21 protein-coding genes and 1 pseudogene are annotated in these 26,228 nt (G+C 60.2%); 9 read left to right on the forward strand and 13 right to left on the reverse strand.

The features are described from left to right. Positions 1-260: 260 nt before the first annotated feature. Positions 261-1,592, forward strand: coding sequence for a putative porin (locus AC27VU_RS09405; protein ID WP_003222666.1), 1,332 nt, complete (start codon positions 261-263; stop codon positions 1,590-1,592). Between the two features lie 202 nt (positions 1,593-1,794). Here the strand turns inward: AC27VU_RS09405 and AC27VU_RS09410 are convergent, their stop codons facing one another. The 5 genes from AC27VU_RS09410 to aceK form a co-directional block, all read right to left on the reverse strand. Then, positions 1,795-2,034, reverse strand: a complete 240-nt coding sequence (locus AC27VU_RS09410; protein WP_003222664.1) for an anti-sigma factor family protein — start codon at positions 2,032-2,034, stop codon at positions 1,795-1,797. Continuing rightward, the gene (locus AC27VU_RS09415) at positions 2,028-2,642 is read right to left on the reverse strand and encodes an RNA polymerase sigma factor (RefSeq protein WP_003222662.1); all 615 of its coding nucleotides are present in this window, start codon (positions 2,640-2,642) and stop codon (positions 2,028-2,030) included. The genes AC27VU_RS09410 and AC27VU_RS09415 overlap by 7 nt, the downstream gene beginning before the upstream one ends. A 106-nt stretch (positions 2,643-2,748) precedes the next feature. Next, on the reverse strand, positions 2,749-3,870 hold the full coding sequence (locus tag AC27VU_RS09420) for a beta-ketoacyl-ACP synthase III (RefSeq protein WP_210557876.1): 1,122 nt from the start codon (positions 3,868-3,870) through the stop codon (positions 2,749-2,751). 403 nt (positions 3,871-4,273) lie between these two features. Next, the gene (gene hrpA / locus AC27VU_RS09425; RefSeq protein ID WP_488723921.1) at positions 4,274-8,185 is read right to left on the reverse strand and encodes an ATP-dependent RNA helicase HrpA; all 3,912 of its coding nucleotides are present in this window, start codon (positions 8,183-8,185) and stop codon (positions 4,274-4,276) included. Positions 8,186-8,398: 213 nt separating this feature from the next. Next, positions 8,399-10,120 (reverse strand): bifunctional isocitrate dehydrogenase kinase/phosphatase, encoded by a 1,722-nt coding sequence (aceK, locus tag AC27VU_RS09430; protein WP_003222658.1) that lies wholly within the window; start codon positions 10,118-10,120, stop codon positions 8,399-8,401. 400 nt (positions 10,121-10,520) lie between these two features. Between aceK and AC27VU_RS09435 the strand changes: the two genes are divergently transcribed. Both AC27VU_RS09435 and AC27VU_RS09440 read left to right on the forward strand, forming a co-directional pair. After that, positions 10,521-12,146 (forward strand): methyl-accepting chemotaxis protein, encoded by a 1,626-nt coding sequence (locus tag AC27VU_RS09435; protein WP_400505695.1) that lies wholly within the window; start codon positions 10,521-10,523, stop codon positions 12,144-12,146. 86 nt (positions 12,147-12,232) lie between these two features. Next, the gene (locus tag AC27VU_RS09440; protein ID WP_103484433.1) at positions 12,233-13,141 is read left to right on the forward strand and encodes a DMT family transporter; all 909 of its coding nucleotides are present in this window, start codon (positions 12,233-12,235) and stop codon (positions 13,139-13,141) included. Between the two features lie 135 nt (positions 13,142-13,276). Here AC27VU_RS09440 and AC27VU_RS09445 read toward each other — a convergent pair whose 3' ends face one another. After that, on the reverse strand, positions 13,277-14,140 hold the full coding sequence (locus AC27VU_RS09445; protein WP_103484432.1) for a DMT family transporter: 864 nt from the start codon (positions 14,138-14,140) through the stop codon (positions 13,277-13,279). A gap of 449 nt (positions 14,141-14,589) precedes the next feature. On the opposite strand from AC27VU_RS09445, the gene AC27VU_RS09450 reads away from it, so the two are divergent. Continuing rightward, entirely contained in the window at positions 14,590-15,117 is a 528-nt protein-coding gene (locus AC27VU_RS09450; RefSeq protein ID WP_262143064.1) for a hypothetical protein, read from the forward strand. A gap of 35 nt (positions 15,118-15,152) precedes the next feature. Next, positions 15,153-15,311 (forward strand): hypothetical protein, encoded by a 159-nt coding sequence (locus AC27VU_RS09455; RefSeq protein ID WP_003222649.1) that lies wholly within the window; start codon positions 15,153-15,155, stop codon positions 15,309-15,311. A gap of 58 nt (positions 15,312-15,369) precedes the next feature. Here the strand turns inward: AC27VU_RS09455 and AC27VU_RS09460 are convergent, their stop codons facing one another. Continuing rightward, positions 15,370-16,308 carry an aspartyl/asparaginyl beta-hydroxylase domain-containing protein gene (locus tag AC27VU_RS09460; protein WP_103521574.1) on the reverse strand — a complete coding sequence of 313 codons (939 nt, stop codon included), beginning with the start codon at positions 16,306-16,308 and terminating at the stop codon, positions 15,370-15,372. A 184-nt stretch (positions 16,309-16,492) separates the two neighbouring features. Beyond that, on the reverse strand, positions 16,493-17,467 hold the full coding sequence (gene cysK, locus AC27VU_RS09465; RefSeq protein WP_488723922.1) for a cysteine synthase A: 975 nt from the start codon (positions 17,465-17,467) through the stop codon (positions 16,493-16,495). A 127-nt stretch (positions 17,468-17,594) separates the two neighbouring features. Between cysK and AC27VU_RS09470 the strand changes: the two genes are divergently transcribed. Continuing rightward, positions 17,595-18,671, forward strand: a complete 1,077-nt coding sequence (locus tag AC27VU_RS09470; RefSeq protein WP_003222643.1) for a DUF748 domain-containing protein — start codon at positions 17,595-17,597, stop codon at positions 18,669-18,671. Here AC27VU_RS09470 and AC27VU_RS09475 read toward each other — a convergent pair. After that, a pseudogene (locus AC27VU_RS09475) lies at positions 18,667-18,933 on the reverse strand (DUF2442 domain-containing protein); the annotation flags it as partial. The gene AC27VU_RS09470 and the pseudogene AC27VU_RS09475 overlap by 5 nt on opposite strands. 279 nt (positions 18,934-19,212) lie before the next feature. Between AC27VU_RS09475 and AC27VU_RS09480 the strand changes: the two are divergent. Together AC27VU_RS09480 and AC27VU_RS09485 are read left to right on the forward strand one after the other, a co-directional pair. Beyond that, positions 19,213-20,058: an AAA family ATPase gene (locus tag AC27VU_RS09480; protein ID WP_003222636.1), complete on the forward strand. Its 846-nt coding sequence runs from the start codon at positions 19,213-19,215 to the stop codon at positions 20,056-20,058. Positions 20,059-20,068: 10 nt separating this feature from the next. Beyond that, positions 20,069-21,247: a vWA domain-containing protein gene (locus AC27VU_RS09485; RefSeq protein ID WP_003222635.1), complete on the forward strand. Its 1,179-nt coding sequence runs from the start codon at positions 20,069-20,071 to the stop codon at positions 21,245-21,247. A 92-nt stretch (positions 21,248-21,339) separates the two neighbouring features. Here the strand turns inward: AC27VU_RS09485 and AC27VU_RS09490 are convergent, their stop codons facing one another. From AC27VU_RS09490 to AC27VU_RS09505, 4 genes are all read right to left on the reverse strand, one after another. Continuing rightward, on the reverse strand, positions 21,340-22,263 hold the full coding sequence (locus tag AC27VU_RS09490; protein ID WP_488723923.1) for a 5-oxoprolinase subunit C family protein: 924 nt from the start codon (positions 22,261-22,263) through the stop codon (positions 21,340-21,342). After that, positions 22,260-22,964: a 5-oxoprolinase subunit PxpB gene (pxpB, locus tag AC27VU_RS09495; protein ID WP_488723924.1), complete on the reverse strand. Its 705-nt coding sequence runs from the start codon at positions 22,962-22,964 to the stop codon at positions 22,260-22,262. The genes AC27VU_RS09490 and pxpB overlap by 4 nt, the downstream gene beginning before the upstream one ends. After that, positions 22,961-23,713 carry a 5-oxoprolinase subunit PxpA gene (locus AC27VU_RS09500; protein WP_488723925.1) on the reverse strand — a complete coding sequence of 251 codons (753 nt, stop codon included), beginning with the start codon at positions 23,711-23,713 and terminating at the stop codon, positions 22,961-22,963. The genes pxpB and AC27VU_RS09500 overlap by 4 nt, the downstream gene beginning before the upstream one ends. A gap of 63 nt (positions 23,714-23,776) precedes the next feature. Next, positions 23,777-25,063, reverse strand: a complete 1,287-nt coding sequence (locus tag AC27VU_RS09505) for an MFS transporter (RefSeq protein WP_003222629.1) — start codon at positions 25,061-25,063, stop codon at positions 23,777-23,779. A gap of 158 nt (positions 25,064-25,221) precedes the next feature. On the opposite strand from AC27VU_RS09505, the gene AC27VU_RS09510 reads away from it, so the two are divergent. Next, positions 25,222-26,136: a LysR family transcriptional regulator gene (locus tag AC27VU_RS09510; RefSeq protein ID WP_226501588.1), complete on the forward strand. Its 915-nt coding sequence runs from the start codon at positions 25,222-25,224 to the stop codon at positions 26,134-26,136. Positions 26,137-26,228: the final 92 nt, after the last annotated feature.

The following is a 26,228-nucleotide window of genomic DNA, read 5'->3' on the forward strand; positions in this document are numbered from 1 at the left end:
AGGCATCAAAGCCGCGCGAGTATCGCTTATCGCTGCCCTTTGCACACGAGCATTCGGACGACAGCGCTCTAGATCAATAGTTCACGACACCTTTGTATCGTCATCGACATGACATCACTTAGCCACTGCTCTGTCATAAACCATCGCGATACTCGCTCCTGTTTTTAGAGCGCCGGGTTCTACCCGGACACTGTTTTCCGACGTGCGCGTCGGTGTGCCCAGGATGGTTCAGCCATCCCCTCTCATCTTCGGAGATTGCTATGCGTCTTGCTTCCACAAAAACTGCGGCGGCCTTGTGCGGTGGCCTGTTGCTGGCCATGAGTGTTCCGGCCAGTGCCGCAGTCGACGCCAAACTGCTCGACATGCTCAAGGCTAACGGTTCCATCACCCAGGCGCAGTACCTCGAACTGCAAACCGAACTGGCCCAGGATCAGAAGGCTCAGCAAATCGCGCAGCAGGCGCAGCAAGAGACCAACGAGCAAATCGCGGCGACCGCGAAGAAAACCAACGAACTGAGCTCTTTCGACCAGAAACTTGCCTGGGCTGCCAAGACCCAGTTCAAGGGTGACGTGCGTTTCCGTCAGGAGACCGTAAAGAACGACGGCGTGCCGAACAGCAAGGACCAGGACCGTCAGCGCATTCGTGCCCGTCTGGGTGCCTACACCGAAATCAACCCGCAGGTGGACACCGGTATCCGTATTGCCACCGGCAGCAGCGACGACGCCCGCTCCACCAACCAGGACCTGAACAACTACTTCGACAAGAAGCAGATCTGGCTCGACCAGGGTTACGTCGACTATCACCCTGACGCGATCAAGAACTTGCACCTGATCGCCGGTAAAATGAACCAGCCGTGGGTCAGCATGGGCGACATCATCTGGGACAGCGACATCAACCCGGAAGGTCTGGCCGTCACCTACAAGTATCCGCTGAACGGCAGCACCGAACTGTTCGGCAGCGCAGGCCACTACACCCTCAAGGACAACGTCGACGGCGAAGGCGTGCAGTTCAAGCACGACCTGCGTCTGTACGCTGGCCAGTTGGGCGGTCGCTTCGCACTGACCGACAGCCTGAAACTGACCCTGGGCGGCAGCCTCTATTCCTACGACAATGACAAGGACAGCGCCTGCCCGACCACCGGCACCGTCACTGCGCCATGTGCCTTGGCCGTCAACGGCAACAGCCCGAACGAAACCTTCAAACTGTATGAAGGTTTTGGTCAACTGGACATCGCCAACCTGCCAGTACCGCTGTCGATCTACGGTCAGTACGTCAACAACAAAGACGCCAGCAACGACCAGGACACTGGCTGGCTGGCCGGCGTCAAGACCAAGGTTTACGGCTTCGGGATCGACTACAACTACCGCGACGTGCAGCGTAATGCGGTGGTCGGTGCCTTCACTGACTCCGACTTCGCCAACGGCTACACCGGTTCGCGCGGCAGCAAGCTGAAAGTCAGCTACGAGCTGGACAAGAACTTCACCCTGGGTGCCACCTACTTCATGGCCAACTCGGACTACACCAACGCCAGCCTGAAGAAGACCGACTCCGATATCAATACGCTGCAACTGGATGCCGAAGCCAAGTTCTAAAACGCGTCACCCTCTAGCCTGACGCGGGCGGGACGATCCCCATCATCCGTTCGTTTCGTCCCGCGCCTGGCTATTTTTATCTTACCTGTGGCGAGGGAGCTTGCTCCCGCCGAATTGCAAAGCAGTCCTCTGCTTCTAAGTAAAGCGAGGGCCGCTTCACGACCCAGCGGGAGCAAGCTCCCTCGCCACAATGGTTCAGCGTCTACAGAAGACTATCTTTTCGGCGCTGCTCGGCCAGGCGTTCGGCCAGCGCATCCACACCCTCTTGCGGCTTCTCCGGCAGCGCCTTCAGGGTCGCCTGCATCAAACGCATCTGACGAATGAACCGCCGACAGTTCGGGCAGAACATCAGGTGATGGCGCACCAGCAGTTTCTCGCGAAAGCTCAACTGGCCATCGAGATAATCGCTGGAGCGCGCTACTTGTTCCTTGCAGGTCAGCATTCGCCGGTCTCCTCAAAATGCTCCACCGTGGCGAAGACTTTCAGCCGCGCACGATGCAGCAGCACACGGACATTGGAGAGCGAGATCTCCAGAAGATTACAGATCTCTTCCAGTTCCAGCCCCTGACGTTCGCGCAACAGCAACACGCTGCTTTGCAGTTCCGACAGGCTGAGCAGGGTGTGCTCCAGGCAATCACGCAGTTCGCTTTCGGTGAGCAAGGCTTCCGGGGTGTCCTGATGCCAGGCGAATGGCGCCACCAGCCAATGGCCGTCACCGGGAGAGAAGCGATCGTCGTCGATGGTGCCGTGGGGAGACGGCAGATCATCCATCAACACTTCGCGGCGGTTTTGTTTGTAACGGCTTTTGGCGGAATTGGCGGTGATGGTCAGCAGCCAGGTCTTGAGACTGGAACGACCCTCGAAGCTGCCGATATGGCGCACCACCGAAAGCCAGGCGTCCTGCACCACTTCTTCGACATGGCGCTGACCGACAATCGCGTAAGCCACGGCGCGCATGGCGCTCTGGTAGGTGCTGACCAGTTCCTTGAACGCTTTTTGCTCACCCGCGAGCAGACGTTCGAGCAGTTGGGTGTCGTCGGTTGCGGCCATGCACGCCTCGTTTTCAGATGGTCGAAAGCAAAAGATCGCAGCCTGCGGCAGCTCCTACAGAGATCAGTGTAGGAGCTGCCGCAGGCTGCGATCTTTTCAAGCGCACTCAGCGCTTGCGCAGAATCACGCTACCGATCGAGTAACCGGCGCCGAACGAGCTCAATACCGCCAGCGAACCGCTGGCCAGATCGTCCTGATATTTGTGGAAGGCAATCACCGACCCGGCAGAGCTGGTGTTGGCGTAGGTGTCGAGAATAACCGGCGCTTCTTCTTCGGTGGCTTCACGGCCCAGCAGCTTGCGCACGATCAGGTGGTTCATGCTCAGGTTGGCCTGGTGCAGCCAGAAGCGCTTGACGTCGCCGACGTTGAGTTTGTTCTCCTCCAGGTGCTCACCGATCAGCTCGGCGACCATCGGGCAGACGTCCTTGAACACCTTGCGGCCCTCCTGCACGAACAGCTTGTCGCGGGCGCCGATGCCCTCTTCCGCCGCGCGGTTGAGGAAGCCGAAGTTGTTGCGGATGTTGTTGGAGAACTTGGTCAGCAGTTTGGTGCTGACCACGTCGAACTGGTGTTTGGACGTCGCCAGGTCAGCGCGCTCGATGATCACCGCCGTCGCGGCGTCACCGAAGATGAAGTGGCTGTCGCGGTCACGGAAGTTCAGGTGACCGGTGCAGACTTCCGGGTTGACCATCAGGATCGCCCGGGCCTGGCCCAGTTGCACGCTGTTGGCCGCGGCCTGGATGCCGAAGGTCGCCGAGGAGCAGGCCACGTTCATGTCGAAACCGAAACCCTGAATGCCCAGCGCTTCCTGGACTTCGATGGCGATGGCCGGATAAGCGCGTTGCAGATTGGAGCAGGCGACGATCACGCCGTCGATGTCGGCAGCGGTCTTGCCGGCACGTTGCAGCGCCTGTTCGGCGGCGCCGATAGCCATCTGGCACAGGACCGACCATTCGTCGTTAGAACGCTCCGGCAGGCGTGGGGCCATGCGCGCAGGATCAAGGATGCCGTCCTTGTCCATGACAAAGCGGCTCTTGATGCCCGAGGCTTTTTCGATGAATGCAGCACTGGATTCGGTCAGCGCCTGGACTTCACCGCTGGCGATGGCGTCGGCGTTGTCGGCGTTGAACTGCGCAACATAGGTATTGAAAGACTGCACCAGCTCTTCGTTGGAGATGCTGTTGGCCGGGGTGTACAGGCCGGTGCCGCTGATGACGACGTTATGCATGGTCGTTTCTCTAATCTGTTCAGGCAGAAAGCGCTGGCACCGACGTACCAACACACAAAGGGTCTATTCCCGTCCGGGGACGCTGACCTGGCATCTTTTAGTCCGATCCGCGAACTCGCCAAAGGCTCTGGGTCGCGAAAACGGCATTTATGGTCGCGAAGTTTGCCATAAACCCAAGGTTTTGGCGCCTTTCTCAAGCACAACGCTTCTTCCAAGGTGGGGTCTGTCTGTGTGGCGAGGGGATTTATCCCCGATCGGCTGCGAAGCAGTCGCCAAATCAGCACACTCATCAAAACTGATGAACTGAGAGGGTCACTTGTGGGGCGGCTTCGCCGCCCATCGGGGATAAATCCCCTCTCCACAAAAGCCAGCTCCCACAAGAGGGATTGTGCAAGGCTATGGATCAGGCCTCGACCTGACTCCACTGCTTACTCAGACGTTTGTCCGAGATCGGTGCTTTCGTCCCCAACTGCTGGGCGAACAGCGACACCCGGTATTCCTCCAGCCACCAGCGGTAGAGCTCCAGCTGCGGATCGCGTTTGCCTTCCTGCGCATGCTTGGCGGCGCGGGTCTGGTATTGCGTCCAGAGGCCGGCCAGTTCGCCGCTCCAGACTCGATCCTTCTGCACCTGCGCACCGAGTTTCTCGAAACGCTGCTCGACCGCCTTCAGGTAGCGCGGCAACTCCTTGAGCCATTGCATCGGCGTTTCCCGGACGAAACCCGGATACACCAAGTTGCTGATTTGCTGCTTGATGTCATTCAGCGCCACGGCCTGAGCCAGATCGATCTTGCCCTTGAAGCGCTTTTGCAGACCGTGCCACAGCTTGAGGATCTCCAGCGTCAGCCGCGCCACGCGCTCGGCGTGTTCGGTCCAGCTGCCGCGCTTGCGTTCGGCCAATGCCGCCAGCCCGGCGCCGTCACGGGGCAACGGGTCTTCGCCTTCCAGAATGCAGCTGTCGAGGCTGGCCAGCAGAATGTCTTCGACCAGCGCATCGACCCGGCCCAACTCGCGATAGAGCAGGCCCAGCTCAGTGATGCCCGGCAATTTGCTGCGCAGGAACTTCGCCGGTTCCGCCAGTTGCTGCAGCAGCAGCCGCTGCAAGGCGCGGCGATGCTGGAACTCGGCTTCGGCCGGGGTCGAGAAGCGCCCTTCCTTGACTGTGCCGCCCTCTTCCACCAGCGCCGGATACACCGTCATCGACAGTCCGGCAATCTTCTGCTGGGTCTTTTCCGCCACCGGAGCAAATACCTTGGCCTCCACCGGTTGCTGACTTTTCGCACTCTGCGGCACCGCCAAAGCCGCCTGGCTGGCTTCGGCGAAACGCGCGGTGAGCTCGGCCAGATCGCGGCCCTCGCCAAGGAACTTGCCCTGGCCGTCGACGATTTCCAGGTTCATCCGCAGATGGCTTTCGACCTGCTGCGCGGCTTCCGCCCACGCCTCATCGCTGACCCGCGCGCCAGTCATGCGCAACAGTTCGCGACCCAGCGCTTGCGGCAATGAACCTTCAGCGAAGGTCATGCGCTGCAACGCCGCCTTGATGAAGTCCGGCACCGGCACGAAGTTCTTGCGCAAGGCTTTCGGCAGGTTGCGTACCAGGGCAATGCACTTGGCCTCGATCAGCCCCGGCACCAGCCATTCCAGGCGTTCCGGCGGCAGCATCGGCAGCAGCGGTGCCGGCACGCGCAGGGTCACGCCGTCGCGCGGGTGATTGGGTTCGAAGTGGTAGCTGAGCGCCAGTTCCAGATCGCCGATGTGCAGCGTGTCCGGGTAGTCGCGCGCGGTGACTTCAGTGGCCTCGCGGGCCAGCACGTCCTCTTCGCGCATGATCAGCAGTTGCGGGTCTTTCTGGCTGTTGACCCGATACCAGCTGTCGAAGGTCGCGGTCTGGTGAATCTCCGCCGGCAAACGCGCATCGTAGAACGCGTAGAGGGTTTCTTCGTCGGCAAGAATATCGCGGCGCCGGGCCTTGGCTTCCAGTTCGTCGAGCTGTTCGAGCAACTGCTTGTTGGCGGTCAGGCACTTGGCTTTCGACTGAATCTCGCCACGCACCAGACCTTCGCGGATAAACAGCTCGCGCGAAACCACCGGGTCCACCGGGCCGTAATGCACCGGGCGGCGACCGACCACGATCAGCCCGAACAGGGTGATCTGCTCGTAGGCCACGACCTGGCCGCGCTTCTTCTCCCAGTGCGGTTCGAAGTGATTTTTCTTGATCAGGTGCCCGGCCAGCGGCTCGATCCAGTCGGCGTCGATCTTGGCGACCATGCGCGCGTAGAGTTTGGTGGTTTCCACCAGTTCGGCGGTCATCAGCCATTGCGGACGCTTCTTGCCGATGCCCGACGACGGGTGAATCCAGAAGCGCCGCTGACGGGCGCCTAGGTAATCGCCGTCCTCGGTTTTTTGGCCGATCTGGCTGAGCAGGCCGACCAGCACGGCTTTGTGCAGTTTCGGGTAATCCGCCGGTTCCTTGTTGAGGCTCAACTGCATGTCGCGGCAGATCAGGCTCAACTGGCGATGGGAATCACGCCACTCGCGCAGGCGCAGGTAATTGAGGAAATTCTTCCGGCACCAGTTGCGCAGCGGGCTGGCGGTCAGCGCTTGGCGTTGCTCTTCAAAACCACGCCACAGATTGACCAGTCCGGCGAAGTCCGAATCGGGATCTTTCCATTGTGCATGGGCCTGATCCGCTGCTTGCTGACGCTCCGGCGGACGCTCGCGCGGGTCCTGAATCGACATGGCACTGGCGACGATCAACACTTCCTGCAGGCTGCCGAGCTTCGCCGCTTCGAGCAGCATGCGGCCCATGCGCGGGTCCACCGGCAGGCGCGCCAACTGGCGACCGAGCGGGGTCAGTTGACTGTTGCGATCCACCGCCGAAAGCTCTTGCAGCAGATTGAAACCGTCGCTGATCGCCTTGCCGTCCGGCGGCTCGATGAACGGGAACGCGGTGATCTCACCGAGGCGCAGGTGCAGCATCTGCAAGATCACGGCGGCAAGGTTGGTACGCAGAATTTCCGGATCGGTGAATTCCGGGCGACCGAGGAAATCTTCCTCGCTGTATAGGCGCACACAGATCCCCGGCTCGACCCGGCCGCAGCGACCTTTACGCTGATTGGCGCTGGCCTGGGAAATCGCTTCGATCGGCAGGCGCTGCACCTTGGCGCGATAGCTGTAGCGACTGATGCGCGCGGTGCCGCTGTCGATCACGTAACGGATGCCCGGCACGGTCAACGAAGTCTCGGCGACGTTGGTTGCCAGCACCACGCGCCGCCCCGGATGCGACTGGAAAATCCGCTGCTGCTCCGCCGGCGACAGGCGCGCGTACAGCGGCAGGATTTCCGTGTGCTTGAGTTGGGCTTTGCGCAGCATGTCGGCGGCGTCGCGAATCTCGCGCTCGCCGGGCAGGAACACCAGCACATCGCCGGGGCTGCGGCGCTCGCTGCGCTCATAGGCGGCGATTTCGTCGAGGGTGGCGAGGATCGCCTGATCCACGGTCAGGTCGTCCTCGACGCGGTTGCCCTCTTCGTCCTGCTCCAGGGTCAGCGGGCGATACCAGGTGTCCACCGGGAAAGTCCGCCCGGACACCTCGACAATCGGCGCATCATCGAAATGCTTGGAGAAGCGCTCCAGATCGATGGTTGCCGAGGTGATGATGACCTTCAGATCCGGGCGACGCGGCAGCAGGGTTTTCAGGTAACCGAGCAGGAAGTCGATGTTCAGGCTGCGTTCGTGGGCTTCGTCGACGATGATCGTGTCGTAGCGCTCGAGGTAGCGATCGTTCTGGGTTTCCGCCAGCAGGATGCCGTCAGTCATCAGTTTGATCAGGGTGTTGGAATCGCTCTGATCTTCGAAGCGCACCTGATAGCCGACCAGCGAACCCAGCGGTGTGCCGAGTTCTTCGGCCACCCGGCTGGCGACACTGCGCGCAGCGATTCGGCGCGGCTGTGTATGACCGATCAGACCATGCTGGCCGCGACCGATTTCCAGGCAGATTTTCGGCAACTGGGTGGTTTTACCCGAGCCGGTTTCGCCGGCGATGATCAGGACCTGATGCTTCTCCAGCGCAGCCTTGATTTCGTCGCGCTTGGCGGCAATCGGCAGGCTGTCGTCATAACGAATCACCGGCAGGCTGGCACGGCGCGCCAGCACCTGATCGCAGGACGCCTGCATGCGCGCCACCCACTGGGCCAGCTTGGCCTCGTCGGGCTTCTTGCGCAGCTCGAGCAACTGCCGCCGCAGCCGGTGACGGTCGGCGAACATGGCGTGATCGAGGTTTTTCAGCAGTTTGTCGATGGAGGGCGATTCGTCGGTCATCGGGTACGCAATTCGGTCGTCTGTTTATGCAGGGGGGCGATTGTCGCAGATTTGCCTCCTACTGTGGCGAGGGAGCTTGCTCCCGCTCGGTTGCGCAGCAATCGTAATCCGGTTGTCGGGATGTCACTGACAGGACGCGGTGGATGGTTTCAGGGCCGCCTCGCAGCCCGGCGGGAGCAAGCTCCCTCGCCACAAGTTCGTCATGCTCCGGGATTATTCGTTATCCAATCCTTTGCGGCGGTAGGGAAACACATCGATGACTTTCCCCGCCCGAATCGCCTCCTGCAAACCCTTCCAGTAATCAGCGTTATACAACTCGCCATGCAACTGATCGAACAGTTTGCGCTGCCCGGCATCGGCGAACAGGAACGGCGGAAACTCTTCCGGGAACACATCCAGCGGCCCGATCGAGTACCACGGTTCCGAGGCCATTTCGTCTTCAGGTGTGCGCGGCGCCGGGATGTGACGGAAATTGGCTTCGGTCAGAAAGCAGATCTCGTCGTAGTCGTAGAACACCACCCGGCCGTGACGAGTGACGCCGAAGTTCTTCAGCAGCATGTCGCCGGGAAAAATGTTGGCCGCCGCCAGTTGCTTGATCGCCAGGCCGTAATCCTCCAGTGCCTCGCGCACCTGAGCTTCGTTGGCGTTGTCCAGGTAAAGGTTGAGCGGGGTCATGCGGCGTTCGGTCCAGCAGTGGCGAATCAGCACCGTGTCGCCTTCAACCGAGACCGTCGACGGCGCGACCTCGAGCAGTTCTTCCAGGCAGGCCGGATCAAACTTGCTCAGCGGAAAACGGAAATCGGCGAACTCCTGGGTATCGGCCATGCGCCCGACGCGGTCGACGCTTTTCACCAGTCGGTACTTCTCGATCACCGTCGCCCGGTCGACGTTTTTCGACGGCGAGAAACGATCCTTGATGATCTTGAACACGGTGTTGAAGCCCGGCAGGGTAAACACACTCATGACCATCCCGCGCACGCCGGGGGCCATGATGAACTGGTCGTCGGTGTTGGCCAGATGATTGATCAGCGCTCGGTAGAACTCGGATTTGCCGTGCTTGTAGAAACCAATCGAGGTGTACAGCTCGGCGATGTGCTTGCCCGGCAGAATGCGCCGCAGGAAGCCGATGAACTCCGCCGGCACCGGCACATCGACCATGAAGTACGAGCGAGTGAAGGAGAAGATGATCGACACGTCGGCTTCGTCGGTGATCAGCGCGTCGATCTGAATCCCCCGACCCTCACGGTGCAGCAATGGAATCACCAGCGGCCACTGCTCGTCGCGGGTGTAGATGCGCCCGACCAGGTACGCGCCCTTGTTGCGGTACAGCACCGAGGAGAACAGTTCGACGCTCAGTTCCGGATCCTTGCACACCCAGTCCGGCAGATTCTCGCGCAACTGTGCTTCGAGGCGCTGCAGGTCGCCGGGCAGATCGGCGTAATCCTCGCTGAAGCGATAGTCGGCAAAAATGCTGGCGAGCATCGACGACAGCTGCCCTTGCGGCTTGTAGGTGCGGGTTTGCGCAGCGCGGGCGCGGCGCAGGCTCGGCCGGGTGGTGTGGATGAACATGCAGCCGTCGCTGATCAGGTCGTGGCTGAACAGCCCGCAGAAGATCGAGTTGTACCAGGTCTCGGACAGCTCATCGTCGAAGCGCAGGTCGATAAGGCTGATGTAGGCGCTTTTCACCAGCGGCCAACTGCTGACATTCATCAGCGTCTCATCGTCGAAATGCTCGCGCAGGCGGGCGATGGTTTCGCCGACCTTTTCTTCGTAGAGGTTGATCCGCGCCGCCGACGCGGTCTGCGCCTCCTGCCAGCGTGCCTGCTCGAAGCGCTCGCGGGCGCCGTCGGTAATCCGCCGGAAATGCTCGCGGTAATCGTCAAAGCCATCGAGGATCATGCGGGCGATGTCGGCGGCTGGCCATTGCTGCGGCATAGATGAGACCTCTGCGTGCATGTGGAAATCTGTGCCTGAGCTTAGCCACGGATGCACGCGCAGGAGAAGTGCAATTTCTGCCAAATGCGCGTCAGCGCTGTACAGCGACACAGTTTTTATCAAAGTTTTTTCAGATGACCGTTCGGTCAATTAATCACTCGTTCGGTCTGCTCGGCATTCCCGCGCCAGACCGCGAATTCTCTGGCTTTCGGATCCAATCACAAGGACAGGCCTCTGGCTTGCGGCCTTGCCCCTGTTGGCAATTGCGGGGCAGGACAGCGTACCGATTGGTCTTACCAAAATAGTGGCACTTTGATATACAGCCCGCCAGCACCCGCCCCACAACAAGATCCTCGGCCCACGAGGACGACTTCTCCCCCATAGATCAAGGAGCACTTTGATGTCTATCCGCAATCTGCGCATCGGTTTGCGCGCTGGTTTGAGTTTTGCCGTGCTGGCCGGTCTGCTGGTGATCGTAGGCCTGTTCGGCCTGGGTCAAATGAAAACCCTGCGTGAAAGCGCCGCGGTCATCGAAGAATCGTGGATGCCGAGTATCGAAAGCATTCATGACGCCGCAGCGAATATCGCCAGCATCCGCCTCGAATCTCTGCGCCTGATCACCAGCACCCAACCGGCCGTGCGTGAGCGCAGCAAAGGCCTGATCCAGGTGCAGCGCGAAGAATTGCTCAAGCGCCTGAAAAGCCATGAAGCCTTACTCGCCAGCGATCAGGAACGCGTGATGCTCGACGGTTTGAACGCCGACATCACCCGGTACCTGAGCATTCTCGACCAGATCATCAGCCAGATTGACGCTGGGCAAAACGAACAGGCCTACAACCGCCTGAACAATGATCTGGCCCCGCAGGGCAAAGTGCTCGACAAGACTCTGGAGCAGATGATCAGCCTTAACCAGCAGGGCGCCGAAGCCGCCGCCCGGGCCGCGGCTGCGATGTACCAGCGAGCGCTGTGGATTGTCGCGACGATCATCGTTGTCGCCCTGATCGCCACCCTGCTGCTCGCCTGGTTGCTGACCCGCAGCATCACTACACCGATCAATCAGGCGCTGAACGTCGCGCAAAAAATTGCCGCCGGCGATCTCAGCGGCCAGATCGCCGACAACGGTCGCGATGAGGCGGCGCAGTTGCTCTCGGCCCTCGCCGAGATGCAAGGCAATCTGCGCTCGACCATCCGGGGCATCAGCGAATCGGCGCAACAACTGGCCTCCGCCGCCGAGGAAATGAGTTCGGTGATGGAACAGAGCACCCGTGGCCTGCAACAGCAAAACGACCAGATCGAGCAGGCCGCCACGGCCGTCACCGAGATGAGCACGGCAGTGGATGAAGTCGCCGCCAACGCGGTGTCCAGTGCCGAGGCGTCCGAAGCCTCGAACGAGGACAGCAAGCACGGACATGTGCAGGTCAGCGAGACCATCAGTTCGATTCAGGAACTGGTTGGCGCAGTACTCGGCGCCTCCGAGCAAGCCGAAGGCCTGGCCACGCAGGCCCAGGACATCAGCAAGGTGCTGGAGGTGATTCGCGGCATCGCCGGGCAAACCAACCTGCTGGCGCTCAACGCTGCCATCGAAGCGGCGCGCGCCGGTGAAGCCGGACGCGGCTTTGCGGTGGTCGCCGATGAAGTGCGCTCGCTGGCACAACGCACGCAGAACTCCACCGAAGAAATCGAGTTGATGATCAGCAGTATCCAACAAGGCACCGGTGCCACCGTCGGAGCGCTGCAAAGCAGTGCCGAGCAAGCCAGCCACACACTCCGTCGGGCCAACAGCGCCGGTCAGGCACTGGAGAAAATCACCGCGTCGATTTCGCAGATCAACCAGCGCAACCTGGTAATCGCCAGTGCCGCCGAACAACAGGCGCTGGTGGCGCGTGAAGTCGACCAGAATCTGGTGACCATCCGCGACCTCTCGACCCAGACCGCCGCCGGCGCCACCCAGACCTCTGCCGCCAGTCAGGAACTGTCACGGCTGGCGATCGACCTCAATGGTCTGGTGACGCGTTTCGTGCTCTGAGTGCGAAATTAAATGCCCGATTAGCGGTTGCCATCGTCGGGGCGCTCGGCAACACTCTCGTCCCCATCAAGGAAGGAGTACCCACCGTGAGCCCTGTCGATATCTTTCGTTTGTTGTCGCTGGCAGCGATCTGGGGTGCGAGCTTTCTGTTCATGCGCATCATCGCCCCGGTAATCGGCACCATTCCCACCGCGTTCTTTCGCGTGTCGATTGCGGCTGTGGGGCTGCTGGTGATTCTCGGCCTGATGCGCATCAGCTGGGATTTCAAGGGCAAGCTGAAAACGGTGATGCTGCTAGGGGTGATCAACTCGGGGATTCCGGCGACGCTGTACTCGGTCGCGGCCCAAGTGTTGCCCGCCGGCTACTCGGCCATCTTCAACGCCACCACGCCATTGATGGGTGTGTTGATTGGTGCGTTGTTTTTCAGTGAAAAGCTCACCGCGGCCAAATTTGGCGGCGTATTCCTCGGCCTGTTCGGCGTCGGCGTATTGACCCGCGCCGGTCCCGTGGCGTTCGATCTGCAACTGCTGATGGGCGCCCTCGCCTGCCTGCTCGCCACCACCTGCTACGGCTTTGCCGGGTTCCTGACGCGACGCTGGCTGGATCATGCCGGTGGCCTCGACAGCCGGCTTTCGGCCGTGGGCAGCATGCTCGGCGCGACGTTGTTCCTGTTGCCGTTGTTCGGCTACAGCGTGATCACGCAGCCTCCGGCGAGCTGGGGTGGCTGGAGTGTCTGGCTGTCGCTGCTGGGCCTGGGCCTGGGTTGCACCGCATTCGCCTACATCATTTATTTCCGCCTGATGAGTTCGATCGGCCCGGTGAAGTCGATGACCGTGACCTTCATGATCCCGCCGTTCGGCGTGTTGTGGGGGGCGCTGTTGCTGGATGAGCCATTGTCGATGGCGCATGTTTATGGTGGGGTGTTGATTGCGCTGGCGTTGTGGTTGGTGTTGAAGCCTGCGGTGGTGAAGCCCGCTGCCGTAACCGTCCGCTGATTTGCGGGGTTAACAAGTCAGTCTTCGCGAGCAAGCCCGCTCCCACAGGAGGAATGCATTCCAATGGTGGGAGCGGGCTTGCTCGTGAAGAGGCCGGCCCAGACACTGAAAATGCCCGGGGCAGCCTTGTGGTTTTCAAGCGGATTTACGGAACACAAACGCCAGCCCGACAATGATCAACAGCATCCCCAGCACACTCAATGCCGCCAGACGATTACCGAAAATCAGGTAGTCCATCACCGCCGTCACCGCTGGCACCAGATAGAACAGACTGGTGACATTCACCAGATTGCCGCGGGCGATCAGGCGATACAGCAACAGCGTCGCCAGCACCGACACCACCAGCCCCATCCACAACACCGGCACAATGAAGCCTGCGTTGTGTTCAAAGTGGAACGGCTGAAACGGCACAAAGATCCCGCACAACAACAGCCCGGCCAGGTACTGCACCGGCAGCGTACCGAGGGGATTGTCGGTGATGCGTTTCTGCATGATCGAGCCGAGGGTCATGCTCGCCAGCGCCAGCAGGCCGAACAGCATCCCTGCCCAGGACATCCCCGCCAGTCCGATCCCCTGATAAACCACCATGATCAGCCCGGCCAGCCCCAGCGCCAGGCCGAACATCCGGCTCGCCGAGCGCTGGCGCTCCATCAACACCACGGTGAGGATCGGCTGTACGCCCATGAGGGTCGCCATCACCCCCGGCGTGACTTTGGTGTTGAGCGCCAGCAGATAGAAAATCTGATACGCCCCCAACAACACTACGCCCGTAGCCAGCGCAAACAGCATCGGCCGACCGCCCTTGGGCAGCTTCAACTTGAGCAGCGGCGCCAACAGCAGCAACCCACACAGGGCGATCACAAAGCGAATCAGCAGAAAGGCAAAGGGCGAAGCGTGGGCCAGCCCCCATTTGGAGAAGATCGCCCCGCTGCTCCACAGCAGAACGAACAGGCTCGTGGACGTCGCCGCGAGCGCGGATTTTTTCGAAAGGACAAACATGAATACCACCTGTAGTCAGGCCAATAGCCAACTCAGCCGAAGCTGAAATTCAGTAGTTGTTCTGGCGGGCGCAGGGGTCAGCAAAGATTGCCGATCAGCCCGAAACGCCAACGCCCGGCGGTGATACGACTGCGCACACCGGCGTGCTACTGACAGGTGGAGGGTAATGACTGATCTGCCCTGGCTGCTGATTCCCGCACGGCACGACGCCAGCGTTGACCGCTGAATCGACTACCGCGTTGATGAGGGATGCAGGCATTGGGCTGATCTTTTTTGAAGGGTTTGGAGAGTGAATCAGCTGATTCACGAGCGCCGACTATAACCAGCGTGGGACATGGATTGCAACGATTTGGACAAAGGGCCAGCAGGGACAGGTCGAAGGCTGGCGCATAGGCTGATGAGCAACGGATAGGCCCATTGATGGGGAGACAGGGAATGCTCGAAATCACATGCCAAGGGAACGGACGAATTTGCGGTATCAGTTGCACAGGTCGCAGGCCAGGAAACAGGCAAGCATCGCCAAAGCTCTATTGCAGCTACCAGCGCGGCAAGACTTGTCAAAAGTACGCTTCGAAGCCATCGACGCCATAGCACTGAGCGCGTTCGAGCTCTGGGAGAATCCACTTTTTTGCTGGCGAGAGGTTGCCGCATGGAAATCACGAGAACCCCTGTCGCTGGATATCGCAATCTGGTTCGAAGAACAGCTCTGCGGACTGTGTTTCGTCAATCCGAACAAAAGCCGCCAACGTATTCGAATCGTACGATTGGAAGGGCGACCCGGAGATTCTCACCCGCTGAAAAATCGTATCGGAACCTTGGCAATGATGGTCATCGATGAGTTCGCCCAAATAATCGGCAGCAAGTTCATTGAAGTCCAGGAGCCGATGCAGGGAGCAATTCCTGTTTATACAAAGCTCGGCTTCAAATTTGATTTGGAAGGTCGTCTTGTCCTCGCAGTGGAGAGTAAAGTATCGTGAAAACAGCTCAAGTAATGATCAATAAGGGAGGGAGCATGCGCAAATCAGTCAAGAAATCCCCCGCTAAGAAAAGATCAATCAAAACAGAAGAAAAGATTGTGTCATCCGGGCTATCAGCCAATCAGCAGCGCTTTCTGCAGCTACTGATTGCAGGCATTGAAGACGAACCCAACGTTCTCGCCGGGCGCCGCTGACTCACAGACAATAAAAAACCGCTCACAAGGAGCGGTTTTTTCATTTCAACATCCGGCTTCAACCAAACAGCCAATACCCCAGCAACGTCAACACCACCACTGCCAGCACCGGGCGCAGGACGCGGTAGGCCTTGGGATTGCGGCGCTTCCACTGTTTGACCACACCGCTGAACCGGTCGCTGAAGTTCTTGCTCCAGGCGTAAGCCTGGTTGATTCCGCCGACACGTTCGTCGTCAAGGTTCTGCGGGGCGGTGGCACGCCCCAGCCAGGCGCTGATGGCGCGGTTGATGCGAGTCATCAGGCGGTTGCTCAGTGGTCGTTCGACGTCACAGAACAGGATGACGCGGGTCTGATCGGTTTCGTTCTTGACCCAGTGCACGTAGGTCTCGTCGAACATCACGTCTTCACCGTCGCGCCAGGCGTAGACCTGACCGTCAACGAAGATCCGGCAGTCGTCGGAGTTCGGCGTCGACAGGCCCAGGTGATAGCGCAGGGAACCGGCGAACGGATCGCGGTGCGGGTTCAGGTGGCTGCCACCCGGCAACAGCGCGAACATCGCGCCTTTGACGTTAGGGATCGCACTGACCAGCGCCACGGTTTTCGGGCACAGGGTCTCGGCCGATGGCAGCGGTTTGTCGTACCACTTGAGGTAGAAACGCTTCCAGCCCTTCTTGAAGAACGAGCCGAAACCGGCGTCATTGTTCTTTTCGGCAGCTCGGATATAGCCCTCGTCGAACAGGTGCATGGCCTCGTCGCGAATGGTTTCCCAGTTATCACGCAGCACATCCAGTTCCGGAAATTTGCTGCGATCCAGGTACGGCTTGGACGGCACGCCGGAAAACAGGTACATCAGCGCGTTGTACGGGGCGAACAGCGCCGAGTGGTTGACGAACTGACGCAGTACCGGCAGACGCGCCTTGCCGCGCAAATGCACATAGAGGATGCTGCCCACAAACAGCAGCAACACCAACACCTTGGCGGCTAACGAAAAGGTCATCAACGACTCCTTGAATAAAGACAACGCTGCGCATTGCCCTTCACCAGGCATGGCAGCCGGCAATGATAAACACTACCGGCGTGGGGCAACACCCGCTGAACCAAAGATTCAGTGTTAAGAATTGCGCAACAAAGCATTTATTAGCATAAGGTTCCTGAATCCCGACTGATCTGCATCAATTCGATTACTGCTGATTCTCCTGTTCCGTGAACAGATCGCTGAACAGCATGCTCGACAGATAACGCTCACCGGAGTCCGGCAGAATCACCACGATGGTCTTGCCCTGCATTTCCGGGGTCTCCGCCAGGCGCACTGCTACGGCCATGGCCGCGCCGCAAGAGATACCGCACAAAATCCCCTCTTCCTGCATCAGGCGCAGTGCCATGGCCTTGGATTCTTCGTCGGTGACCTGCTCCACCCGGTCGACCATCGACAGGTCAAGGTTCTTCGGCACGAAACCGGCGCCAATCCCCTGAATCTTGTGCGGGCTCGGTTTGATCTCCTGACCCGCCAGTGCCTGGCTGATCACCGGCGAAGACACCGGCTCCACCGCCACCGACAGAATCGGTTTGCCCTGGGTATTCTTGATATACCGCGAAACGCCAGTGATGGTTCCGCCGGTCCCGACCCCGGCCACCAGCACATCAACGGCGCCGTCGGTGTCGTTCCAGATTTCCGGGCCGGTGGTTTTTTCATGGATCGCCGGGTTGGCCGGGTTATCGAACTGCGACGGCATGAAGTATTTGCCAGTGTCGCTGGCAACGATTTCGGCGGCCTTATCGATCGCGCCTTTCATGCCCTTAGCCGGTTCAGTCAGTACCAGTTCTGCGCCAAGTGCCTTGAGCACCTTGCGCCGCTCGATGCTCATCGAGGCCGGCATGGTCAGCATCAATTTGTAACCACGGGCGGCGGCAACGAAGGCCAGACCGATGCCGGTATTGCCCGATGTCGGCTCGACAATGGTCATGCCCGGCTTGAGTTTGCCGTTGCTTTCGGCGTCCCAGATCATGTTCGCGCCGATCCGGCACTTGACCGAATAACCGGGGTTGCGCCCCTCGATCTTGGCCAGGATGGTCACGCCGCGCGGCGCGATGCGGTTGATCTGCACCAGCGGCGTATTGCCGATGGAATGGGCGTTGTCAGCGAAAATACGGCTCATGGCTGGGTCCTTATGCAGCGTTGAATTCAGCCTTTCAAGGTATGCCTGTTGCCGGACACAGTCCAGTCGGGTCGAACGTCTGCGCCGCGCTACAGTCAATCGCTTACATCGTTCGGGAATTGTTGCCATGAAGCGTCGCTACAGCTGGCCATTAGGGATTTTTGCCGTCGTCGTTGTGCTGCTGATCGTCCTGCACATCGCCCTGCCCTACGTGGTGCGCGATTACTTGAACGACAAACTGGCCGACATGGGCGATTACCGTGGCCAGGTCACCGACGTCGATCTGGCCCTGTGGCGCGGCGCCTACCGGATTAACGGCCTGAAAATCGTCAAGGTCGACGGCAAGGTACCGGTGCCGTTCGTCAACGCGCCCGTGATCGATCTGGCGGTCAGTTGGCACTCGCTGTGGTACGACCATGCCGTGGTAGCGCAGGTGCAATTCTTCAATCCCGAGATCAACTTCGTCGATGGCGGCCCCAACAAACAGAATTCACAGACCGGTAAAGGCACTGACTGGCGGGCACAACTGGGCAAGCTGCTGCCGATCACCCTCGACGAAGTACAGATCCACGATGGCAAGATCAGTTTCCGCAATTTCAATTCCAAACCGCCGGTCAACATGAACGCCAGCAATGTCGAAGCGAGCATCTACAACCTGACCAACGTGGTCGACAAACAGGGTAAACGCGACGCCCGTTTCGAAGGCAAGGCCAAACTGCTCGGCCAGGCACCGCTGGAAACCACGGCGACTTTCGATCCGCTGAGCAATTTCGAGGACTTCCAGTTCCGCCTGCGTGCCCGCGACATCGAACTCAAGCGCTTGAACGACTTCGCCTCGGCCTACGGCAAGTTCGACTTCAACGCCGGGCATGGTGACGTGGTCATCGAAGCCCAGGCGAAAAAAGCCCAGGTCACTGGCTACATCAAGCCGCTGCTGCGCGACGTCGAAGTCTTCAACTGGCAGCAAGACGTGGAGAACAAGGACAAGAGCATCTTCCGCTCAGTCTGGGAGGCCATCGTCGGCGGCACGGAAACCGTGCTGAAGAACCAGGCCAAAAACCAGTTCGCCACCAAGGTCGAACTCAGTGGCAACGTGCACCAGCAAAATATCAGCGCGTTCGAAGCGTTTTTGCAGATTTTACGCAATGGCTTCATTCAGGCTTTCAATGCGCGGTATGAGCGGCCTAAGCCGGATGCGGGCTAGAGCGCTGCGCCAGCATTTCCAAATAGAGTGTATCTGCGCCGATCTGAATATCCGGTTCCGGCCATTCCACACTCCAGCCGTGATCGCCCAGGATTACAGAGGCGAATATCTCAGGGTCCAGCAATGGCTGGAGTCCTGGACCGTCTTGAAGATCTTGACTCAAATCGACCACCCATCGCTGATCATCGATAAAGGTCAGTTCCAGACAAAAATCAGACCAGACACGAACCGCCGACAGGCGGGGGCGTTTCATCGGTAACATCATGCACGTCCTTCATCAGATAATGGGCTGCTTCGCAGCCCAGCGGGAGCGAGCTCCCTCGCCACAGATTTAGTGGGCATCCTGGAGGCTATCGCTAAATCAGCAAGCCCTGAATGCTGGCTATCGGCCGAAACTGAGTCAACATGTGACGCTCCATTCAGAGACTGAATAAGCCGTCTGCGTTCACAGTCGACCGGGCTGCGCGTTATAGTCGGGGCATCCGATTTTTTCGCCCCGCCCTGCCCGTGCAGGTCGGCGTTACCGTTCGAGGATTAGCAGATGAAGTTCGAAGGCACCCAGGCCTACGTCGCCACCGATGACCTGAAGCTGGCGGTCAACGCCGCCATCACCCTGGAGCGGCCACTGCTGGTCAAGGGCGAACCGGGCACCGGCAAGACCATGCTCGCCGAGCAACTGGCCGAATCGTTCGGCGCCAAGCTGATCACTTGGCACATCAAGTCCACCACCAAGGCCCATCAGGGCCTGTACGAGTACGATGCGGTCAGCCGTCTGCGCGACTCGCAACTGGGCAACGAAAAAGTCCACGACGTGCGCAACTACCTGAAGAAGGGCAAGCTCTGGGAGGCTTTCGAGTCCGAAGAGCGGGTGATCCTGCTGATCGACGAGATCGACAAGGCCGACATCGAGTTCCCCAATGACTTGCTGCAAGAACTCGACAAGATGGAGTTCTACGTTTACGAAATCGACGAGACCATCAAGGCCAAGAAGCGCCCGATCATCATCATTACCTCGAACAACGAGAAAGAGCTGCCGGACGCCTTCCTGCGCCGCTGCTTCTTCCATTACATCGCCTTCCCGGACCGCAGCACCCTGCAGAAAATCGTCGATGTGCACTACCCGGACATCAAGAAGGACCTGGTCAGCGAAGCGCTGGACGTGTTCTTCGACGTGCGCAAGGTGCCGGGTCTGAAGAAGAAGCCGTCGACCTCGGAGCTGGTCGACTGGCTGAAGCTGCTGATGGCCGACAACATTGGCGAAGCGGTGCTGCGCGAACGCGATCCGACCAAGGCCATTCCACCGCTGGCCGGTGCGCTGGTGAAGAACGAGCAGGACGTGCAGTTGCTTGAGCGCCTGGCGTTCATGAGCCGTCGCGGCTCTCGATAAGGGCATCGTCATGCTGCTCAACCTGTTCAATGAAATGCGTGCCGCCAAGGTGCCGGTGTCGGTGCGCGAGCTGCTCGACCTGATCAACGCGCTGAAACAGCGCGTGACCTTCGCCGACATGGACGAGTTCTACTACTTGTCGCGGGCGATTCTGGTCAAGGACGAACGGCATTTCGACAAGTTCGACCGTGCGTTCGGCGCCTACTTCAATGGCCTGGAAAAACTCGACGATCACTTGCAGGCGCTGATTCCCGAAGACTGGCTGCGCAAGGAATTCGAGCGTTCGCTGACTGACGAGGAACGCGCGGCGATCCAGTCCCTCGGCGGCCTGGACAAGCTGATCGAAGAGTTCAAGAAACGTCTGGAAGAACAGAAGGAACGTCACGCCGGCGGCAACAAATGGATCGGTACCGGCGGCACCAGCCCATTCGGTTCCGGCGGCTTCAACCCGGAAGGCATCCGCGTCGGCGACGCCGGCAAGCGTCAGGGCAAAGCGGTCAAGGTCTGGGATCAGCGCGAGTACAAGAACCTCGACGATTCGGTGGAGCTGGGCACGCGCAACATCAAGGTCGCCCTGCGTCGCTTGCGCAAGTTCGCCCGTCAGGGTGCGGCGGAAGAGCTGGATATCGACGGCACCATCGACCACACCGCCAAGGACGCCGGCCTGCTGAATATCCAGATGCGCCCCGAACGGCGCAACACGGTAAAGCTGTTGCTGCTGTTCGACATCGGCGGCTCGATGGATGCGCACGTGAAGATCTGCGAGGAATTGTTCTCGGCCTGCAAGACCGAGTTCAAGCATCTGGAGTACTTCTACTTCCACAACTTCATTTATGAGTCGGTGTGGAAGAACAACATGCGCCGCACGTCCGAGCGTTTCTCGACGCAGGATCTGCTGCACAAGTACGGCGCCGACTACAAAGTGATCTTCATCGGTGACGCCGCCATGGCGCCCTACGAAATCACCCAGGCCGGCGGCAGCGTCGAGCACTGGAACGAAGAGCCGGGCTACGTGTGGATGCAGCGCTTCATGGAAAAGTACAAGAAGCTCATCTGGATCAACCCGTATCCGAAGGACACCTGGGGCTATACCTCGTCGACCAATATCGTGCGCGATTTGATCGAGGATCAAATGTATCCTCTGACCCTGCGCGGGCTTGAGGAAGGGATGCGGTTTCTGTCGAAATAATCTTCGTTAGCCGTGATGGCCCCTTCGCGAGCAAGCCCGCTCCCACATTTGGAATGCATTCCCCTGGGGGAGCGGGCTTGCTCGCGAAGCTCTCAGCTATTTCGAAAACGCCGCAAATACTCGACATGCTCCCGGTGCGCCACGTCCTGCACCACCGGCCTCAACCGTACCTGCGCCCCCGGCAGACACTGCGCCAATCGCGCCAGCGCCAACGGCGTCAGCGCTCCCAAACGTGGATAGCCACCAATCGTCTGCCGATCATTGAGCAAGACAATCGGCTGCCCATCCGGCGGCACCTGTACCGCGCCCAGCGGAATGCCCTCGGAAATCATTGGCCGGCCCTGATACTGCAACGCCTTGCCCAACAAGCGAATGCCCATGCGGTCGGCGCGACTGTCGAGCGTCCACGGACTGTTGAACACATCGAACAGACTCTGCCCGCTGAACTGACCAATCTGTGCGCCGAGCACCAGATCCAGCGGCGCATTGAGGCGCAGATCAGGTCGATGCGCCAGCGGCACTTCACGCACCTGCAGAGCCGCACCGCGATAACTCAATGTCGCGCCCTTGGTCAGCGGTAACCCCATACCATCTAATCCACCGAGTTCTTCGCGCACCACCGTGGCACTGCTGCCCAGCACCTGCGGCGCGTCGAAACCGCCGGGCGCCGCCAGATACGCCCGGGCGCCGAGCAGCGGTTGGCTGAACTTCAAGGTTTGCCCTTTGCTGAGCTTGAAACTGCGCCACGGCGCCAGCGCCTGCCCATCGATCTGCGCGCCGAGATCCGCCCCGGCCAACGCCAGCAGGCAATCTTGCTGCGCCACTACGGCAAACCCGCCGAGGGTGATTTCGATCACCGGCAGATCCAGCGCATTGCCGAGCAACCAATTGCCCCAACTCATCGAACTCCAATCCGAGGCGCCGCCCTGGGTCACGCCCAAATGGCGCACGCCAAAACGCCCGGCGTCCTGCAACAAACACAGCGGCGTGCTGGCCTCAATCGTCAGTCGGCTCATGCCAGCGCCTCCAGTGGCGTGTCATCGCCGCCCAGGTTGATGAACTCGGCATGGCTCACCGCTTCGAAACGCACGGTGTCGCCGGGTTGCATCAGGCTGTAGCCGTCGCGAAGGCGGTCGAACAGTTTCATCGGGGTGCGGCCGATCAGGTTCCAGCCACCGGGTGACACCACCGGATAAGCCGCGGTCTGCCGCTCGGCGATACCGACGCTGCCGGCCGCGACTTTCTTGCGTGGGGTGTCCAGGCGTGGCGCGGCGAGGATTTCTTCCACCAGCCCCATGAAGGCAAATCCCGGCGCGAAGCCAAGGGCGAACACCTGATATTCGCGAGCGCTGTGCCGACGAATCACCTCCTCCACCGCCAACCCGCTGCGCTGCGCCAGCAGGCTCAGTTCGGGGCCGACACTCAGGTCGTACCAGACCGGCAACACATGGCACTGGCCGCTGGTTCGAGCGTTCGGCGACAGGTCGATCAACGCTTCAGCGATCAATTCACGGGCCTGATTCGGATTCAGTACCGTCAGGTCGTAATGCACCATCAGCGTGGTGTAGGACGGCACCAGATCAATCAATTGCGCGCCAAATACCGTGCGCAGGCGCTCACTGGCAGCGAGCATCCACGGCATGTTGGTTTCGGCGATTTCATCGAACAGGCGCAGCATCAGGCAGTCCAGGGCCACCACTTCAATCCGTGGGTTCATGGCGCGCTCTGCTGATTCAGGGCCTCGCGAATGCGCTTCACGGCAGCCACCGAACTGGCGTTGTCGCCATGCACGCACAAGGTGTTGGCCTGCAGGTGCAGCGTGCTGCCGTCACTGGCGACGAGGTCACCGCCACGGGCGATGGTCAGGGCCTGTTCGATGATTTTTTCTGGCTCGTGATGCACCGCGCCCGGCAGTTGCCGCGAAACCAGTCGACCTGCGCTGTCGTAGGCGCGGTCGGCGAAGGCTTCGAACCACAGGGTCACGCCGTATTCGTCACCGAGTTGCTGCGCCGCCGCGTTATCGCGGGTGGCCATCAACATCAGCGGCAAGCTGCGATCGTAAGCCGCCACGGCCTCAATCACCGCGCGCAATTGCGCCGGGTTGGCCATCATGTCGTTGTACATCGCGCCGTGGGGTTTGACGTAACTGACCCGCCCGCCCTGCGCACGGCAAATGCCGTCGAGCGCGCCGATCTGGTAATGCAGGATGTCTTGCAGTTCCTGAGCGGAATAGGCCATGGAACGCCGGCCGAAACCGACCAGATCCTGATAGGCCGGGTGCGCGCCAATCTGCACGCCGTGACTCAGGGCCAGGCTGACAGTCTTGCGCATGATGCTCGGGTCACCGGCATGGAAGCCGCAGGCCACGTTGGCGCAGTCGATGAAAGGCATGACCTCGGCGTCCAGACCCATGGTCCAGCTGCCGAAACTCTCGCCGATGTCGCAATTCAATAGCAGGCGGCTCACGGTGAACACTCCTGTAGCTTCTTGTCTTTTTGTCTGTAGGACGCTTGCCCGGCAGGTTATCAGTTACTGCGCATCCAGTTGCTTGCCACGGGTCTCCGGCAGGCTCAACGCCGCGAGAATCACCACGCCGTAGGACACCGCCGCGAACGCACCGATACCCACGCTCAACGGCACTGTCTGGCTGAGCAGGCCAATCAGCAGCGGAAACAAAGCCGCCAGCGCCCGGCCGATGTTGTAGCAGAAGCCCTGCCCCGAACCGCGAATCCGCGTCGGAAACAGCTCGGTGAGAAACGCGCCCATACCGCTGAAAATTCCCGAAGCGAAGAAGCCCAGCGGAAAGCCCAGCCACAGCATCACCCCGTTGCTTACCGGCATCTGCGTGTACAGCAGAACAATGGTGAACGAGCCGACCGCGAACAGGATGAAATTCTTTTTACGCCCGAGCAGATCGGTCAGATAAGCGCTGATCACATAGCCGACGTAGGACCCGACAATCACCATCGCCAGATACCCGCCAGTGCCGAGCACGCTCAAACCGCGTTCGTTCTTGAGGAAGGTCGGCAGCCACGAAGTGATCGCGTAGTAACCGCCGAGTGCACCGGTGGTCAGCAGCGACGCACGGAACGTGGTGAACAGCATGCCGGGGGCGAAGATCTCGTAGAACTTCGCCGGGTTCTGCGGAGTTTGCGCAGCCTTGGCTTCGCGATAGATCTCCGGGTCCTTCACCAGACGCCGCACGAAGATCACGAAAATTGCCGGGACGATGCCGAGAATGAACAGCGCTCGCCACGCATCTTCCGGCGGCAACACCGAGAACAGCAGCGCATACAGAATCGCCGTCAGCCCCCACCCCAGCGCCCAACCGGATTGCACCATGCCCACCGCTTTGCCGCGATCCTTGGCGCGGATCACTTCACCGATCAGCACCGCGCCGGCGGTCCATTCGCCGCCGAAGCCGAAGCCCATCAAGGTCCGGGCGATCAGCAACTGTTCGTAGTTCTGCGCGAAACCGCAGAGGAAGGTGAAGAAGGCAAACCACAGCACCGTCAGTTGCAGGGTGCGCACGCGGCCAATACGGTCGGAGAGAATCCCCGCGACCCAGCCGCCAATGGCCGAGGCGATCAGGGTGCTGGTGTGAATCAGCCCGGCCTGCCCGGTAGTGATGCCCCACATGGCGATCAGGGTCGGCACCACGAAGCTGAGCATTTGCGTGTCCATGCCGTCCAGGCCATAGCCGATCTTGCAGCTCCAGAAGGTGCGACGTTCCTGCTGATTGATGTTGCGATACCAGTCGAACGGTCCGGGGCGGGCCGTGCTCTTGGGGAGGTCGAGGGTGTCGGGCGCACGCATGGCAAGTCTCCGCAGGCTTTTATTGGTCTTGTTCGAAGTTCCGACGACGCCTATCGTGGGAACCGGATGCGCCGATTTTTCGTCGCCCGGCCCTGCTGCGTCCAACGAATAAAAACCCGCCTTAGGCATAAGAAAAATTTGTCACCCGAGCCGTTGCCATGAACCTGAAGTTTCTCGAGACCTTTGTCTGGGTCGCCCGGCTGAAGAGTTTTCGCCTGACCGCCGACAAGCTGTTCACCACCCAGGCGTCGATTTCCAGCCGCATCGCGGTGCTCGAAGGCGAACTGGGGGTGAAGCTGTTTCTGCGTGATTCACGCGGCGTCAGCCTGACGCCCGAAGGCCTGAAAGTGCTGGATTATGCCGAGCAGATGCTCGATACGATGTCAGCCCTGAAGCAATCGATCGAGACCCGCTCGAGCAAGGTTGGCCGGGTGCGCATCGGCGTGATGGACACGGTGATCCACACCTGGCTCAGCCCGTTGGTGGCGCAGATGACCGATTTGTATCCACGGGTGGAAATCGAGCTGGTGGCGGATACCTCGCTGAACCTCTGCGATCAGCTGCAAAAAGGCTTTCTCGACATCGTTCTGCAAACCGATCTGGTGCGTCACGAAAGCGTGCGCAGTCTGGAGCTGGCCAGCCATCCGCTGGGCTGGATCGTCGCCAGCAATTCGATCTACAACCGCGAGTACGCCGACCTCGGCGAACTGGCGCAGGAACGGATCATCACCTACTCGAAGAACTCCCGACCGCATCAGGATCTGCTGGCATTGATGCAGACCAACGGTGTGCTGGCGCCGCGGCTTAACTGCGTGAACTCGGTGTCGGCGATTACCCGGCTGCTGCGCGATGGTTTTGGTATTGGCGTACTGCCACCGGTGCTGGTGGCCGAGGAACTGGCGCGGGGTGAACTGACCTTGCTCGACATCGACCAACGGCCGCCGAATCTGCAAGTGGTGGTGTCGTGGCGAGTGGGCGTGGAGTGGGTCGAGGAGATGGTGACGTTGTGTCAGCAGGTGCTGGAGGGGTATGCGCGCAAGGTTGGTGAAAACTACATCGTCTTGAGTGCCTGACACCCTGTGGCGAGGGAGCTTGCTCCCGCTGGACTGCGAAGCAGGCCCAAAACCAGACACCCTAATCATCCAGGACAATTGAGTTCATAGGT

Source organism: Pseudomonas sp. 14P5.3.2 (assembly GCF_057799175.1).